Origin of the sequence: Humibacillus sp. DSM 29435 (genome assembly GCF_001758225.1) — a bacterium.
Taxonomy (GTDB): domain Bacteria; phylum Actinomycetota; class Actinomycetes; order Actinomycetales; family Dermatophilaceae; genus DSM-29435.
Genome location: NZ_MAST01000012.1, coordinates 115,688 through 132,378 on the forward strand (window position 1 = coordinate 115,688; position 16,691 = coordinate 132,378).

The following is a 16,691-nucleotide window of genomic DNA, read 5'->3' on the forward strand; positions in this document are numbered from 1 at the left end:
CTACGGCTGGTACTGACGGCGACGACGACGATCGACTACGAGCAGGCCTCCGCCGACCAACAGCAGCGCGGCCGCCGAACCGAGCAGGATGCCGACCGAGGAACCGGTGATCGGCAGCGACGGGCCGGCCGGCGGCGCCGTCGGCGGCACGGTTGGTGGCGGAGTCGGCTTCGGCGGCGTCGTGTGCTCGGTGGAGCACACCGAGACACCCGAGGCGGCAGGTGCTGCTGTCGAGCGGCCCCCGGGGATCGTGGGCGACACCAGCGGCGCCGTTCCGGCACAGGTGGTCGGCGGCACGTCACCGGTACTCGTGACGCTGTTGCGCAGGGTCTGGCTGTAAGCGTCGTCGTTGACCCGCACGGCGTACTTCAGAGTCAGCTGCGCTCCCTTCGTCAGCGTGCCGACGGTCCACACCAGCTTCCCGGTGGCGACGTCGAACGCGACGCTCGTGCCGGCCGGCGGCGTGATCGCCGCCAGGGTCGCGCTCGTCAGCACCGCCGTGAGGTCGTCGACGACGACGACCTCGTGCACCGGCACGGTGCCGGTCGAGTCGAGGGTCACCGAGTAGGTGATGTTCGACCCCGGGGCCACCTGGGTGCCCGAGGCGGGGTCGCTGCTCTTGCTGACCGAGTACGCCCCGTCGGTGCGGGTCACGGTGTTCGTCGCCACGAGGTCGACATTGGGCACCGGGGTGTCCTCCTGCGGGCGCGGGATGACGAACGTCACCGACCGGGCATCCGGCGCGTCCAGCGGCTCCGCGGGCACCGGAGCGATGGTGAACTCGGGGTCGCTCCACGCCCAGGCGGCATCCTGGAGCGCGGGCAGGGCCTCGGCGGGCTCGGTCACCGTGCAGGTGCTGTCGACCGGGATCTCCGGGTCTTGACCCACGAAGGCGGTGCCGTCGCGCGCCACGCTGAAGTCTCCCGTGATCGCGTCACCGACGCCGGGTTGGCACGTCCACGACATCGGGAACGTCGCCGCCGGGTCGAGAATCCCCTCGGTGTCGCCTACGACCTCCTTGGCCATCGAGAAGGTGCCGAACTGCCGCTCGATCGGGTTGAGAACGCGCAGCGGCGGAGTGGGAGTGGCGGGCGGGGTGACCGTCACGGGGTCGATGACGACGGGGTCGCCCCAGACGTAGGAGTCGTCGTTGTCGACCGGCTGACCGGTGGAACCGGGTAGGTTCTCGGTCGCGTTGCAGACCGAGCCGACCAGGATGCCGGAGGCCAGCCAGGGCGCGCCGGGCCTGGCCTGCCACGTGGTCACGACCGGGTCGTCGTCACCGTAGCGGCAGCTCAGAGTGCCGGTGTAGTCGCGGGTGTCGGCGCCCAGATCTGCGCCGGGCCCGGTCACCGCCTTCTGGACCTGGACGTCGGAGTAGACCCGAATGACCGTGTTGGCGATGGCAAGGGATGCCGTCTCGCCCGTGATCAGGGTGACTGTGTCGGGGGTGTAGACCGCGGGCCCCCAGTCGAACGAGCCGTCGACCAGCACGTCGGGGTTCAGGGTGTCCTCCTGCACGGAGCACACGGACGTGGCCGGCACGCGGGCGTCTTCAGGCGTGAACAACACCGTGGAGGTGCCCGCCGTGACGCTGAACCGGTCGGAGTAGGTGTCGGTGCCCTGGGCGCAGGTCCACACCCCGGCGAACTTCGTACCGGGCTTGACCCCGCCAGCGGGGTCGGTGAGAGTCTTGCTCAGCTGGAGGCCCGCGTAGAGCCGCTGCACGCTGTTGGTGACCTGGACGGTCGTGGTGCCACCGGCCTCGACGGTGGCCGGCGGCCCGACCACTGCTGGAGCCCAGCTGTACGAGGAGTCCGGCAGACCTGTGCCGGCCGGCGTGTTCTCGGTGACCGTGCACTTCGAGCCGAGCAGCAGCCCGTCGACGGTCTGCTTCGCGTTGGCGCCCGGGGTGATGCTCCAGGTGCCGGTGACCGGGTCGTCGGTGCCGTACTGGCAAGAGTAGGTGCCGGTGAACGTCGCGTTGGGGTCGACGACGCCGAACGAGTCGCGCACCGCCTTCTCGATCGTGAGCGAGCTGCGTACCCGCACGATCGGGTTCTGAGCGAGGAAGACCTGTTCGGGCTTGGCCCGGGTCAGCACGAACGAACCCGCCGGGTCGTAGACCGGTGCACCCCACGCGTAGGAGGTGTCTTTGAGCAGCGCCTGGCTGGGGGTGTCCTCGTAGCCCGAGCAGGTCCAGCCGATGCTGGCCACGATCGGCTTCTCACCGCCGTCGGCGATGGTGCCGTCGGCGAACCGGGTCGGCACCCCGGGCTGCCCGGGCACGTAGCACTCACCGTGCAGGGTGAAGTTCTCGTCGGTGCCACCGGTGTAGCCCTCAGTGGCCCCGGTGATCTGCTTGCGTACCAGCACCGTGCCGCTGTCGCGGGTGAGGGTGTTGGTCACGCCGACCGTGTTGGGGCCGGGGCTCGCGACCGTGGTGCCGGTGATGGTCGGGTCGAGCCAGCGGAAGGCGGGGTCACCCGACGGGGTGCCGAGGTCGCCCTCGGTGGCGATGCAGGTCGAGGTGACCGGGATGTCGTCGGCGAGCACGGTGCCGTCGGGCCCCGCCTTGACGCTCACCGAACCACTGCCGACGGTCGAGCCGCGGTAGGTGCAGCTCCAGTTGATGTCGTAGAGCCGGTCGGGGTCGATGATGCCCTGTGTTCCGACGAACCTCTTGACGAGGTTGACCGGCGCCGTCACGCGCAAGATGGGGTTGCTGATGCCGATCGACGGGGTGGTGTTCTCCACCACCTCGACGGTGGCGTCGGCCGGGCTGTAGTCGGGGGTTTCCCAGGCGTACGAGGCGTCGAGCAGGCCGCCGGTGAGCGTCGACTCTGTGGCGACGCACGTGCTACCGACGGGGATGCCGTCTTGGGTCGTCTCACCGGGGATCGGCACGTCGAGCTCGTACACGCGACCGGGGCCACAGTTGAGGGAGACCATTGCGGTGTTTCCGGCCAGGAGCCCGGCCGTCTCGCCGGTGACCGCCTTGGTGACCCGCACCGAGCCGAGCCGAGGGGTGATCGGGTTGATCGCCGTCACCTGGAAGGCCGAGCCGTCGGCCGGCGTGGTGAAGGTCACCGAGTCACCGGTGCCCTGCGGGCTGGAGTCGACGACGAACTGCACCTGGTCCCAACCGTAGGCCGGCGGCACTGTGGGCTTGGAGGTCTCGGTGAGCGTGCACGTCGTCGACGCCGGCACGGTCGGCTGTTCCTGGCTCTCGCCGTCGGTGAGCACGAAGTTCTTGTCGGACTGGCCGGCGCAGGTCAGCCGGAAGCCGAACGTGCTGCCGGGCGTGTAGCCGCCCTCCTTGCCGGCTCCGACCACTGACTTGGTCACGTTGAGAGACCCGGTGATGCGCTTGACCGCGTTCGTCGCGGTCACCGTGGCCGGCGCAGTCGCCGACGTTACCGCTACCTGCTCGCTCGGGGTGTAGGCGACGGGAAGCCAGACGTAGGAGGGGTCGGTGGCGCTCGGCGGGTCGGTCAGGGTGTCGGGGTCCTCGGTCACCGTGCACTGTGAACCCACCAGTACGGCATCCGAGGTGCCGGTGGCCCCGGGGGCCAGGTTGAAGGTGCCGGTCACGGCCGGCTGGGCACCATAGGTACAGCTGTAGCCCAGGGCGAACCTACGGCCGGCGTCGACCACGCCGTCGGGGTCGGTCAGCGCCTTGGTGACCTCGAGCGTGCCCAGCACCCGCACGACGGTGTTCTCGACGGGCACGTTGATGACCTGGTTGGCGGTCGTCAGGGTGACGTTCTGGGCACCCGGCGTCGGACCCCAGGCGTAGGAGGCGTCGAGCAGGCCGTCGCTGGGCGGCGTCTCGGTGACCGTGCACGACGTACCGACGGGTAGGTCGGGCGTGGAGGCGGTCTCGCCGACCCCCACCTTGAACACGTAGGGGGTGGCGCGGCTGTCACAGTCGGCTGTGACGGTGAACTGGGCCCCCGAGACGACGCCCTGCGTCTCGCCGGTGACGGTCTTGGTCGCTCGCACCTGCCCGAAGACGGGCACCGTGGGGTTGGTCACGGTGAGCGTGGTGCTGCCGTTCGCCACGATGGTCGCGAGTAGGGACGGCGACCAGGTGGGCGTGCCCCACCGGTAGGCCGGGCTCAGCAGGCCGGCGTCGGGGGTGACCTCCTGCACCGAGCAGGTCACGCGGGCCGGGAGGCCGGTGATAGTCGTCGTGCCGCCGTCGGCCACGGTGACCTGACCCGCAAACCCGGGGGCGCAGGTGTAGTTGACCTTGAAGTTCTTTGCCGTTCCGCCGCTGTAGCCGGAGCCGTCGACCACCTTGGCGACCACGAGCGACCCGAACTCTCGGGTGTAGCTGTTGCCGACCGTAACCGAGGCCGTGGCGTTCGCGCCGATGACGACGCTGCTCGGGGTGATCGTGGGTGGCGTGTTCCACACGTAGCTCGGTCCGCCGAAGTCACCGTCCTGCGGCTGCAGGTTCTCAGAGAACGCGCACTGCGACCCGGCGGGGATGCCGTCTGGCGGCGAGACCGCCTGGCTCGTGGTCACGTCGAGGGTGCCGCTCGTGGTGGGGCCGTCGGTGAGCGTGCACGTGTAGCCGACCGGGAAGACACGGTCGGTGCCGCCGACGAAGCCGCCGGGGCCGGTCACCGTCTTGGTCACCGAGAACGTGCCGAAGCGCTGCACCACCGGGTTGGTGATGGTGACAGACGCGGTTCCCCCGTCGGTGATCGTCACCGGCTGGGTGCTGAAGGTGGCCGGGCCCCACCCGTAGGAGGCGTTGAGCAGCCCTCCGATGGGCGTGTTCTCGGTGACGGTGCACGACCGACCCGCCGGAAGGTCGGCGATGGTGACGGGGGTGCCGGTGGTGAGGGTGCTGAACGTTCCGGTGAGGCCGCTACCGCAGTCGTAGGCCCCGGAGAAGGTCTTGGACGCGCCACCGGTGTACGCCCCGGTCGGGGCGTCGACGACCTTGGAGATGCGAAGTGAACCGGTGACGAACCGGTTGGTCGCGGTGCAGGTGACGTTGGCCGATGACGTCGCGGCGGCACTGTCGGGCAGGGCCACGCTCGCGCCGACCACAGGCACGGCTGTGCCTCCGGTGGTGCGACACGACCAGTCGCCGAACTGCGTGTAGCCCGTCGAGGCAGCCCCGGTGCCCGTCTCGCTGAGCGCATAGGTACCGGCGGGCAGTCGCTGGGTGGTCACGGCCGGCGAGCCCGACGGGCCCGACACGATGGTGCCCGACGGAGGCGGTGCCACCGACCCGGTGGCGGTCAGCGTCCAGAGGCTCGGGGCGGCCGTGCCACTCGCCACCTGTTTGACCAGTGTCAGGGTCGCTTTCGGCGTGTAGGTGTTGGTGTAGGTGCAGGTGATACCCGGTTGGGTCACGTCAGGAGGTCGCGGCACGTCGGCGAGGGTCACCTGGCGCCCTGCGAGGTTGAGGGTCACACCCGGTACGGCCTCGGGTCGGCCGTTCGCTCCAACCTGCGTGCAGGAGAGGCCCGTGAGCGACCAGCGGTCGTCGTTGGGGTCGTTCTCGGTCACCGTGACCGAGTCCCCCGTGGTCAGATCGCGCGTTGTGCTCCCGCCGGAGCTGAGACTGAACGACCCGTTCGACCACGGCGAGCCGGCGAGTGCCGAGGTGGAGCCGAAACCGAAGCTGGTCGGTGCGGGCGAGGTGCCCGCGACCTGCTTGACGATGGTCAGGCTGCGCGCCGTGTCGAGCGAGGCGTACAGGCAGGCGTGGGTCTGCTTGGTCTCGACCGTCGAGAAGCGGTTGACCGGTTGGCCCACCGGCTTCGTCGGGCACGTCGTGGCGTTGGCGACCGGCACGAACCCGGTGATGACGAGCCGGAACTTCGTGCCGCCCTGGGTCACCACGGTCGAGATCTGGTTGCTGAAGGCGATGACGTCGTTGTTGGAAGGGCTGGTCGGTGGCTCGGCATCGTTGGTGGTCTCGTCGAGGGTCCACGGGAAGCTGAGCGTGTTGGGGGTGCTGAAGCCGCCGAGCACCGTAGTGAGGGTGCCGGTGTAGTACTCGTCGTCGGCGTAGACCGAGTTGTTGTAGTGGATCATCCGGCCGATGAGGAACTGGCTGCCGTCGCTGACGGTCGTAACGGTCGAGGGCCGGAAGCCCACTGTGCTCTGGGTGGTCGTGCTGAGCTTCCTGGGGCAGGTGCCGTCTGTGTCCGACCCATGAGCGGTCTGGGCCTCGTTGGTGCTTGAGCCCGTGTTGCCCACCAGGGCTGAGCTGGTGGCCGTTCCTGGAGGCGCATACGTGATGCAGTTGTTTCTGCCGGTGCCGTAGTCGACTCCCCTGTGGTCGGCCATCTGGGCCTTGACCGGACCCGCCGTGACGTTGGCCGCCTGAGCGGCCGTGGCCGGCAGCACGAGCGAGGCCGCCAGCGCCAGGGCCCCGACGAGGAGCAGCACCATCAGGGAGGCCGTCGACCGCGCGGCAGGCCGCCCCATCCGAGCTGTCGACATCGTCACCCCTGGTTCGGCGGCTGAGGCACGTCCATAACGGCGACACACCATGAAGGCCTCAGTAGCACTGGGGCCAGTCCGGGGAGTCTATGGGTGAACCAGAGTCGGCGATAGGCCTACTTGTCCGACATGGCAGGCAACCGCGTCACCAACCGTCACCAACCGTCGCGACCGCCGCGATCGGTGAGGTTCCAGGCGTCCTCCGACTCCTCGTCGTCCGCACCCTCGATGACGGTCGGCGTGAGGTCGCCCGGTGACCATCGGCCGGAGGGCACCGCGGTGGTGCGATCGGAGTCCCTGCGGGCGCTGTCGACCCCGTCGGGCCCGTCAGCCGCCTCGTCAGGGGCCTCGTCGCGATGACGGCGCTCTCCCCGTTCGGCCACGATGGACGCAGTGCGCTGGGGCGCCAGGCCCTCGCCCATCGAGGTCTCGTCGTCGAGGTCATCGAGGTCATCGGCGTCAGCCGCTGTCGCGTCGCGTTCACCGGGCACCTCGCGCGCAATCACGGAGTCGGCGGCGTACGGCCCCTCATCGGTGATCTCGACGTCGTCGACCACGACGGCCGGCACGTCATCGCCACGCAGCAGGGCGAGGGTCTGGGCCAGGTCGTCGGTTCGCACGAGCACGTCCCGGGCCTTGCTGCCCTCACTCGGTCCGACGATGCCGCGCGACTCAAGGAGGTCCATCAGCCGGCCGGCCTTGGCGAAGCCGACGCGCAGCTTGCGCTGGAGCATCGAGGTCGATCCGAACTGGGTCGTGACGACGAGCTCGGTGGCTTGCAGCAGCACGTCGAGGTCGTCGCCGATGTCGTCGTCGATCTGCTTCTTCGGGGCCACCACGGTGACGTCTTCGACGTAGTTCGGCGCGAGCTGGGTGGTGACGAACTTGACGACCTCGTGGATCTCCGACTCGTTGACCCACGCCCCCTGCACCCGCATCGGTTTGCTGGCGCCCATCGGGAGGAAGAGGGCGTCACCCTGACCGATGAGCTTCTCGGCGCCCGGCTGGTCGAGCACGACCCGCGAGTCGGCGAGCGAGCTCGTGGCGAACGCCATCCGTGACGGGATGTTGGCCTTGATGAGGCCGGTGACGACGTCGACCGACGGACGCTGGGTGGCCAGCACGAGGTGGATACCGGCGGCCCGGGCCAGCTGGGTGATGCGCACGATCGACTCCTCGACGTCGCGCGGGGCCACCATCATCAGGTCGGCCAGCTCGTCGACGACGACGAGCAGGTAGGGGTAGGTCGTCAGCTGGCGCTCAGACCCCGGGAGCGGCTTGACCTTGCCGGCCCGCACCGCCTTGTTGAAGTCGTCGAGGTGCTTGAAGCCGAACGCAGCGAGGTCGTCGTAGCGCTGGTCCATCTCTTTGACGACCCAGGAGAGCGCCTCGGCGGCCTTCTTCGGGTTGGTGATGATCGGGGTGATCAGGTGCGGGATGCCTTCGTAGGCCGTCAGCTCGACCCGCTTGGGGTCGACGAGGATCATCCGCACCTCCTCGGGCGTCGAGCGCATGAGGATCGAGGTGATCATCGAGTTGACGAAGCTGCTCTTTCCCGAGCCCGTGGCGCCCGCCACGAGCAGGTGCGGCATCTTGGCAAGGTTGGCGATGACGTAGGCGCCCTCGACGTCCTTGCCCACGCCCATGACCATCGGGTGCTCGTTGCTGCGGGCTGTGTGGCTGCGCAGCACGTCACCCAGGGCGACGTTCTCGCGGTCGAGGTTGGGGATCTCGATGCCGATGGCCGACTTGCCGGGGATCGGGCTAAGGATGCGCACGTCGGCGGAGGCGACGGCGTAGGCGATGTTCTTCGACAGGGCGGTGACCCGCTCGACCTTGGTGCCGGCGCCGAGCTCGACCTCGTAGCGGGTGACGGTCGGGCCGCGGGTGAAGCCGGTCACGGCGGCGTCGATGTCGAACTGGTCGAAGACGTGGGTCAGCGACTCGACCACGCGGTCGTTCGTCTCGCTCCGGGTCTTGTGCGGGGCACCCGGCGTGAGCATGGCGTGGTCGGGCAGGCGGTAGGTGATGTCGCCGCCGAGGGAGAGCTGTTCCACCCGAGCCGGCAGGGGTGCACCCGCCGGGGGCGGAACGAGCTCGGCTCGGGGGCCGATGCTCGCGGGGCCGACACTGCCGGCCGCTCGGGCCGGCTTGGCTCCGGCTGCGCCGCTCGGCTGACCGCTGCTCTGACCAGCGGGGCGGGGCGCCAGCACCCCGGGGGCTGTCTCACGCTTCTGGCCCGGCCGCGGCCCGTCGGCGGCTGCCTCGTCGTCGGCGACGACCTCGGCCGCCTTGCGGAAGGCCTCGTCGCCGTCGCGCTCCTCGAGCTCTACTGCCTTGCGACGTCGTGCGCGAGCGCGGCCACCCGCAGAGCTCCCGCCCTGCTCGGACTCGTGATCGGCGCCGTCATCGCTGTCAGTGCTGTCATCGCCGCCATCGCTGCGGATGACGAGGTCGCGCAGCTGGCGGAGCCGGTGCGGGATGAGGCTCACCGGCGTGGCCGTGACGACGAGCAGCCCGAAGACACCGAGCAGCACCAACAGGGCGACCGCTCCGTAGCTGGAGATCGCAGCCGCGACCGGGCTCGAGGCGAGGAAGCCGATGATGCCTCCGGCGGCTCGCATGCCCTCAGCGCCGTCGGGCGGGTTCGGGATGTTGTCGGCCAGATGGGCCAGGCCGCACGCGGAGATGGTCAGGGCCAGCAGCCCGAAGGTGATTCGACTGGTGGCGGCCTCGTCGCCCGGGGTTCGCAGCAGCCGAAGTCCCAGCAACAGCAGCACGAGGGGAACGGCGTAGGCCACCCGCCCGAAGGTGCCGGCGAACACGGCGTGCACGACGTCACCGAACAGCCCCGGCACGCCCCACCACTCGCGGGCCGCGACGATGATCGACAGAGCGATGAGCGCGAAACCAAGACCGTCTCGACGGTGCTCGGGCTCGAGGTCCATGGCGGTGTGGCTCACCCGTCGCACCGCGCCGCCGGCGAGGTGCGAGACCCCCATCCAGGTGTCGCGCACCGCCCGCAACGGCAGGGGCAGGGCCCCACCCTTGGCCTTGCCCGCCGTCTTGGCCGGGGACGGCTTGCGCGCTGCCGGGCGGCTCGACCGGGCGGCGGGCGGACGCGAGGTGCTGCCCTTGGCGGGCGGCTTGGCGCGGGCCGCCGCCGCCGGGCGGGGGCGCGAGGGGTTGGTCGGACGAGTTGCCATGGGTCGCACGGTACGGGAATGCCCCTCTGATCTCACGCGTCACACGCGCAACAGCCACGACCGGTGCGGGAAGCGGAGCCGTTGCGACGTGACCGCCGTCAAGCGCCTCGGGCCCCGCCCGTCTCAGATTCCGACACGACCGTGTCGGTCGGTGGACAGCTCCCGGCGTGGGCCCCTATCTTCATGGGCAGGTCATGAGTGCCAGTGACAAGCCCCGGCTCGCTGGTCGGCAACCCTCCTCCGCGGTGGGGTGCTCCGGGTGACGACCCGGTCGACCCTTCGCCCGCGGTGGCGGTGGTCGGCAAGCGCGGACCTGCACCCGGTGGGTCCCCCATACCCAGGAGCAGCGTCATGTCGGTACTCCCCCGTCCCTCGTCCTTCGATGACGTGAACGGTCGGCCCGTGCCACCGGTGCCCGTCATTCGCAGCCGGGCGCTGCACGTGGTCGCCCCCCCGAGCGGGCTGCCACCGGTTGTCGGCGCCGACCTCAACGCGCCGACCCTCACCGGCCCGGTGCGCTACGCGAACCTCGACCACGCCGCCTCCACGCCGGCCCTGGAGAGCGTCAAGGCGGCCGTCGACCAGGCCCTGCTCAGCTACGCCTCGGTGCACCGCGGCGCCGGCTACGCCTCGAGGCTCACCAGCGCCTGGTACGAGCAGGCGCGGGCCGAGGTGGCCACCTTCGTCGGCGCGCGGGGCGATGACACCGTGCTGTTCACCCGCACGACGACCGACTCATGGGCGCTACTGGCCAAGGCGCTCCCGTCTCGCACGACCGTCTTCGTCTTCGAGACCGAGCACCACTCGACGCTGCTGCCATGGGGCCGGTCCCGCACCGTTCGTCTGCCGGTGCCCAAGAGCGTCGAGGATGCCGTCCGGCTGCTCGATGATGCTCTGGCCACCCACGCCTCCCGTCACCGCCTGGTCGTCATCGCGGGAGCCTCGAACGTGACCGGTGAGACCTGGCCGGTAGAGCGGTTCGCCGAGCTGTCGCACCGCCACGGCGCCCGCATCGCCGTCGACGCGGCCCAGCTGTCGGCGCACCGCCTCATCGACCTGCAGGCGTGGGACGCCGACTACGTGGCCTTCTCGGGCCACAAGACGTACGCGCCGTTCGGAGCCGGGGTGCTGGCCGGCCGCAGCGACTGGCTCGACGCCGGCACCCCGTACCTCTTCGGCGGAGGGGCCACGGCGTCGGTCACCGACGACGGCACACGCTGGGCCACCGGGCCGGCGCGGCACGAGGGTGGCAGCCCCAACGTCATCGGGGCCATCGCCATCGCGGCGGCCTGTGCCACGATCGCCGCGAACCGCGAGGCCATCGAGGCCCACGAGTCGACGCTGCTGGCCAGGCTGCGCGAGGGGCTCGAGGTCATCGACGGAGTCGAGCTGCTCTCCATCTTCGACGACGACCACGACCGGGTCGGCGTCGTGGCGTTCACCGTCGACGGCTGGGACAGCTCGCTCATCTCGCAGGTGCTGGCCGTCGAGCACGGCATCGGCGTGCGCGACGGCAAGTTCTGCGCGCACCTGCTCGTCGACGAGCTGCTCGATGACCCCTGGCGGGAGCGGTCGACCACCGCGGTACGCGTGAGCCTGGGCCTCGGCTCGACGAGCGAGGCCGTCGACCGCCTCGTGAACGGCATCCGCCGGCTGGTCGAGCACGGCACCACGGCGGCCTGGACCCGTGGTGACCGCGGCTGGGAGCTGCTGGACCAGGACGACCCGCGTGACGCGCCGGTCGCTCGCCCCTGGTGACTCCCCTGCCCATGCGAGCTCAGCGCCAGGCGTAGCTCGCCCAGACCATCGCGTGGTCGGTTCCGTTGATGGGCACCCGGCCCGCGTCGATGACGGTCAGGTCGCGGCTCAACAGGTGGTCGAGCTGCACGTAGGGCGGCAGCCGGCTGCCGACGATGGGCCAGGTGCGCACCCAGCCGTCTCCTGCGGCGGCTTGGGCGTCGTCGAGACCGTCAGCCAGCCTGCGGAAGGCCGGGTGCCCGAACGAGGCGTTGAAGTCGCCCGCGATGATGACTGGGTCGGCGCCGGGAGCCGCCTGCTTCCAGGCGGTCAGAGCATCGAGCCCTGCCCGCCACAGGTCGGTGCGACCCTCGATCGGTGCCGCCGGGTGCACCGCCTTGAGCCGCAACGTGTGCCCGGGAGCCTTCACCAGCACCTCCGGCTGCAGGCTGTCGGTGTTCTCGAGGTCGCGGTCGCCCGTGGCACTGACCGTGGTCAGCGGGTAACGCGAGAAGATGAGCGTGCCGGTGAACGAGCCCGGACGGGCCTCCCCCACCTGATGGCTCAGCTCGGTCGTGAGGCCGTCGGCGGTCAGCCGGGCAACCGCGTCGGGAGTGGCCTCGACCAGCACCAGCACGTCGACGGCGCGGAAGCGCACGGCATCCATCACCTGCAGCGCGTTGGCCTCGCCGTAGCGCAGGTTCGACGACATGACGGTGAGGGCCCTGGTCGCCTCGGGCGAGGTGTGGGCGAAGAACGGCGGCACGGCGAAGGTGGCGGCGACCGCTGTGACGGCCACGACCGGCACGAGCAGCCACCAGCGCCGTAACAGCAGGGTCGCCACCAGCAGCAGCCCGAGCCCCATGGCGACGAACGGCCCGGCCGTCTGGGCCACGACGACCGGGTACCACGCAACGTCGAGCCACCGCAGGGCACCGACCACCGCGAGCGCCACGAGCGCGACCGCGATGAGCACGTCGACCGTGTGCCGAACCCAGGGTGAGGTCGGTGACGACATCGAGCCGTCAGGCCTGCACGACGATCGGGATGATCATCGGGCGGCGGCGGATCTTGCCCCCGACCCAGGATCCGACGGTACGGCGGATGATCTGCTGAAGCTGCTGGTCGTCGCGCACCCCCTTCGCCACGGCCTCCTCGATGGCCCGGCTCACCTTGGGGATGACCTGGGCGAAGATGGCCTCGTCCTCGACGAAGCCGCGTGCGGTGATGTCGGGGCCCGACGCGATCTTGCCGGTGGCGGCGTCGAGCACGACGATGCAGGTGATGAACCCCTCGTCACGCAGGATGCGGCGGTCCTTCAGCAGCGCCTCGTCGGTGCCGCCGATGTTGCTGCCGTCGACGTAGGTGTAGCCGGCCTCGATGACCCCGACGATCGAGGCCTGACCGCCGATGAGGTCGACGACGACGCCGTCCTCGGCCAGCACGACGTTCTGCTTCGGCACGCCGGACAGCTTGGCCAGCTCGGCGTTGGCGTAGAGGTGGCGCCACTCGCCATGCACCGGCAGCACGTTGCGCGGCTTGACGATGTTGTAGCAGTAGAGCAGCTCACCGGCGCTGGCGTGCCCGGAGACGTGCACCTTGGCGTTGCCCTTGTGCACGACATTGGCCCCGAGACGCATCAGCCCGTTGATGATGCGGTAGACCGCGTTCTCGTTGCCGGGGATGAGGCTGCTCGCGAGCAGCACCGTGTCGCCGGGGCCGACGTCGATGCGGTGCTCCCGGTTGGCCATCCGCGACAGGGCGGCCATCGGCTCGCCCTGCGAACCGGTGCAGATGAGCACGACCTGGTGGTCGCGCAGGCTGTCGAGCTTCTTGATGTCGATGAGGATGCCGTCGGGGACGTGCAGGTAGCCCAGCTCGGCCGCGATGCCCATGTTGCGCACCATCGAGCGGCCCACCATGGCCACCTTGCGACCGGCCTTCTCGGCGGCGTACAGCACCTGTTGCACCCGGTGCACGTGGCTGCTGAAGCAGGCCACGATGACCCGGCGCTCGGCGTGCCGCATGACCTTGTCGATGGCGGGAGCGATCTCGAGCTCGGGAGTGGTGAAGCCGGGCACGTCGGCGTTGGTCGAGTCGGTGAGGAACAGGTCGACCCCCTCCTCGCCGAGCCGGGCGAAGGCCCGCAGGTCGGTCAGACGCCCGTCAAGGGGCAGCTGGTCCATCTTGAAGTCACCGGTGTGCAGCAGCGTGCCGGCGTCGGTGCGCACGAAGACCGCGAGCGCGTCGGGGATGGAGTGGTTGACCGCCACGAACTCGAGGTCGAACACGCCGAGCCGTTCACGCTGCCCCTCCTTGACCGCCATGGTGAACGGGCGGATGCGGTGCTCCTTGAGCTTGGCCTCGATGAGGGCCAGCGTCAGGGTGGAGCCGATGAGCGGGATGTCGCCCTTGAGCCTCAGCAGGTAGGGAACGGCGCCGATGTGGTCTTCGTGGCCGTGCGTGAGCACGATCGCCTCGATGTCGTCGAGACGGTCGGCGATGTAGGAGAAGTCGGGCAGGATCAGGTCGACGCCCGGATGGTGGTCTTCGGGGAAGAGCACGCCGCAGTCGATGACCAGCAGGCGTCCCTTCGTCTCGAGCACGGTCATGTTGCGCCCGATCTCGCCCAGCCCGCCGAGGGCGACGACCCGAAGGCCGTCGTCGGTGAGGGTGGGTGGCGCGGTCAGCTCGGGGTGGGGATGGCTCACGTGAGTCCTGTCGGTCGGTGGCGCGGCCCGGATGCCGGGCAGCGAGGTTGTTCGGGTGGTGCAGGTGGTTCGGGGTCAGGAGAGGTGTCAGGAGAGGTGTCAGGTGGGAATCGTGGCGAGGGCAGCCTGTAACCGCGCCGTCTCGCTCTCGTCGGCGGGCAGCAGCGGCAACCGAACGGTCGCCGTGCCGAGGTGGCCCTGCAGCATCAGGGCGGCCTTGGCCATGATGGCCCCCTGGGTCACGTTCATGACGGCGTCGACGATGCCGACGAGGCCGTCGTTCACCGCGAGCGCATCGCCCCAACGACCTGACCTCACGGCATCCGCCAGCCTGCGATAGGCCGCGGGAGCCACCTGGGAGGTGACCCCGACGAAGCCGACCGCCCCGTTGGCGAAGTGCGCCATGTCGAGGGCGTCGTCACCGGAGTACCAGTCGAGGCCGGTCGACTGCATGATCTCCCGGGCGAAGGGGAGGTCTCCCCGGGCGTCCTTCACGGCGGTGATGCGCGCGTGCTCGGCGACGCGCAGGTAGGTGTCGCGCGCGATCGAGACGACCGACCGGCCGGGAATATCGTAGATCATCACGGGCAGGTCGCTGGCGTCGGCGATCGCCGTGAAGTGGGCGACCAGACCTGACTGAGGGGGTTTGCTGTAGTAGGGCGTCACCGCAAGTGCGGCCTGCGCCCCGGCCTTCTGGGCCAGCTGGGCCGACTCGATGCTCTTGGCCGTGTCGTTGCTGCCCACGCCGGCGATGACCACGGCACGATCGCCCACCGCCTCGACGACGGCCCGCAGCAGCTGGTCCTTCTCGGCCGCCGACGTCGTGGGCGACTCGCCGGTCGTGCCCGAGACGACGAGCCCGTCGTGGCCGGCGTCGACGAGAAAGGTCGCCAAGCGCTGGGCTTCGTCGAGGTCGATCGCTCCGTCGGCACGCATCGGCGTGACCATGGCCGAGAGAACGACTCCGAGCGCGGGTGCGGCTGCCATGGGCCAAGGTTAGCGCCCGTGGTGGACCCCGTTCGGTTGCCCCGCGGTCGGTGAGCGCAGACCCGGAACGACGTTCTGCACCGCGCGCGGTTCAACGGGTGGGCCGTTCAGGCGGTTGGCCGGGAGCCAAAGGTGACGAGGCACCACTCGCTCGGGGGTCCGAGTAGTGCCCCGCCTCCCCTACTATCGCGTAACTTCGGCGGTTGTTGCAGCCAGATCGAAGAAACTCGGGGTTCTTTTCGACGGCGGGCGGCTCGGGCCTCAGGTCTTGCGTTCATAGGTCACCCAGGCGAAACCTTCGCCGGGTTCTCGAGCGGTCTCCAGCCAGGTGCACGGGTCGATCTCGGGAAAGGACACCGACCCCTCCGGCGCGAGGTCGACCTCGGTGACCAGCAGACGGTCGGCAGCCGGCATCGCCTCGCGGTAGATCTCGCCGCCACCGACCACGAACACCTCAGCTGCGTCTGCGGTGAGGGCCCAGGCCTCCGCAAGTGAGTGTGCCACCTCGACGTTGTCGTGCTGCCACTGCCACTGCGGCTGCCGGGTCACGACGATGCTGCGACGCCCGGGCAGCACCCCCATCGACTCGAACGTGCGACGACCCATCACCATCGGGTGACCCATCGTCGTTCGCTTGAAGTAGCGCAGGTCGGCGGGCAGGTGCCACGGCATCGCCAGACCGTCGCCGATCACCCCGTTGCGCCCGACGGCGACGATCATGGTGACGTAGGTCATGTCGGTTGCCGCAGCGCTCAGACCGCGATCGCGGCGCGGATGGCGGGGTCGGCCACGTAGTCGACCAGCTCGAAGTCGCCCAGGTCGAAGGCGTCGATGCTCGTGACGCCCGGGGTGATCCGCATCGTCGGCAGGGGGTGGGGGGTGCGGGTCAGCTGCAGCCGGGCCTGCTCGACATGGTTGAGGTAGAGGTGCGCGTCACCGAGGGTGTGCACGAACTCCCCCGGCTCGAGGTCGGTCAGCTGCGCCACCATCTGGGTGAGCAACGCGTAGGAGGCGATGTTGAACGGCACCCCGAGAAAGATGTCGGCGCTGCGCTGGTAGAGCTGGCACGAGAGCCGGCGACGGGCACCTGGCTCCGCGGGCGGCGCAACGTAGAACTGGAACAACGTGTGGCACGGGGGCAGGGCCATGTCATCGACGTCGGCCACGTTCCAGGCCGACACCACGAGACGACGGCTGTCGGGGTTGCTGCGGATCTGGTCGAGCAGCCTGGCGATCTGGTCGATGCTGCGCCCGTCAGGGGTGGGCCACGAGCGCCACTGGTGGCCGTAGACCGGGCCGAGGTCGCCGTTCGCGTCGGCCCACTCGTCCCAGATCGAGATGCCGCGCTCGTGCAGCCAGCCGATGTTCGTGTCGCCGCGCAGAAACCAGAGCAGCTCGCCGATGATCGAGCGCAGGTGCAGCTTCTTGGTGGTCAGGGCCGGGAAGCCGTCGGCGAGGTCGAAGCGCATCTGGTGCCCGAAGACACTGAGGGTTCCGGTGCCGGTTCGGTCGGACTTCTCCTGACCGTTGGTCAGAACATGGTCGAGCAGCTCGAGGTACTGGCGCACGCTCGGAG

8 protein-coding genes and 1 riboswitch are annotated in these 16,691 nt (G+C 69.9%); of the genes, 1 reads left to right on the forward strand and 7 read right to left on the reverse strand.

Translation table 11 applies throughout. From position 1 onward, the window contains the following. Both BA895_RS09730 and BA895_RS09735 read right to left on the reverse strand, forming a co-directional pair. Entirely contained in the window at positions 1 to 6,474 is a 6,474-nt protein-coding gene (locus tag BA895_RS09730) for a DUF5979 domain-containing protein (RefSeq protein ID WP_139142593.1), read from the reverse strand. A gap of 155 nt (positions 6,475 to 6,629) precedes the next feature. After that, a complete protein-coding gene (locus BA895_RS09735; RefSeq protein WP_070191688.1) occupies positions 6,630 to 9,680 on the reverse strand; it encodes a DNA translocase FtsK in 3,051 nt (1,016 codons plus the stop codon). A gap of 190 nt (positions 9,681 to 9,870) precedes the next feature. Continuing rightward, positions 9,871 to 9,994: riboswitch (SAM riboswitch) on the forward strand. A 37-nt stretch (positions 9,995 to 10,031) separates the two neighbouring features. On the opposite strand from BA895_RS09735, the gene BA895_RS09740 reads away from it, so the two are divergent. Next, positions 10,032 to 11,438 carry an aminotransferase class V-fold PLP-dependent enzyme gene (locus tag BA895_RS09740; protein ID WP_083283173.1) on the forward strand — a complete coding sequence of 469 codons (1,407 nt, stop codon included), beginning with the start codon at positions 10,032 to 10,034 and terminating at the stop codon, positions 11,436 to 11,438. A gap of 19 nt (positions 11,439 to 11,457) precedes the next feature. On the opposite strand, the gene BA895_RS09745 is transcribed toward BA895_RS09740, so the two are convergent. The 5 genes from BA895_RS09745 to BA895_RS09765 all read right to left on the reverse strand — a co-directional run bounded on the left by BA895_RS09745 (position 11,458) and on the right by BA895_RS09765 (position 16,683). Further along, entirely contained in the window at positions 11,458 to 12,435 is a 978-nt protein-coding gene (locus tag BA895_RS09745; RefSeq protein WP_070191689.1) for an endonuclease/exonuclease/phosphatase family protein, read from the reverse strand. 7 nt (positions 12,436 to 12,442) lie between these two features. After that, positions 12,443 to 14,128: a ribonuclease J gene (locus BA895_RS09750; protein ID WP_070191690.1), complete on the reverse strand. Its 1,686-nt coding sequence runs from the start codon at positions 14,126 to 14,128 to the stop codon at positions 12,443 to 12,445. Positions 14,129 to 14,227: 99 nt separating this feature from the next. Then, a complete protein-coding gene (gene dapA / locus BA895_RS09755) occupies positions 14,228 to 15,115 on the reverse strand; it encodes a 4-hydroxy-tetrahydrodipicolinate synthase (RefSeq protein WP_070191691.1) in 888 nt (295 codons plus the stop codon). Positions 15,116 to 15,376: 261 nt separating this feature from the next. Then, positions 15,377 to 15,850, reverse strand: a complete 474-nt coding sequence (locus tag BA895_RS09760; RefSeq protein ID WP_070191692.1) for a dihydrofolate reductase — start codon at positions 15,848 to 15,850, stop codon at positions 15,377 to 15,379. Positions 15,851 to 15,867: 17 nt separating this feature from the next. After that, positions 15,868 to 16,683: a thymidylate synthase gene (locus BA895_RS09765; RefSeq protein ID WP_070191693.1), complete on the reverse strand. Its 816-nt coding sequence runs from the start codon at positions 16,681 to 16,683 to the stop codon at positions 15,868 to 15,870. Positions 16,684 to 16,691: the final 8 nt, after the last annotated feature.

Bases quoted from the DNA above. Each gene is read 5' to 3' on its own strand.
- BA895_RS09730 (WP_139142593.1), bottom strand. From the start codon at position 6,474: ATGTCGACAGCTCGGATGGGGCGGCCTGCCGCGCGGTCGACGGCCTCC.
- BA895_RS09735 (WP_070191688.1), bottom strand. From the start codon at position 9,680: ATGGCAACTCGTCCGACCAACCCCTCGCGCCCCCGCCCGGCGGCGGCG.
- BA895_RS09745 (WP_070191689.1), bottom strand. From the start codon at position 12,435: ATGTCGTCACCGACCTCACCCTGGGTTCGGCACACGGTCGACGTGCTC.
- BA895_RS09740 (WP_083283173.1), top strand. From the start codon at position 10,032: ATGTCGGTACTCCCCCGTCCCTCGTCCTTCGATGACGTGAACGGTCGG.
- dapA (WP_070191691.1), bottom strand. From the start codon at position 15,115: ATGGCAGCCGCACCCGCGCTCGGAGTCGTTCTCTCGGCCATGGTCACG.
- BA895_RS09760 (WP_070191692.1), bottom strand. From the start codon at position 15,850: ATGACCTACGTCACCATGATCGTCGCCGTCGGGCGCAACGGGGTGATC.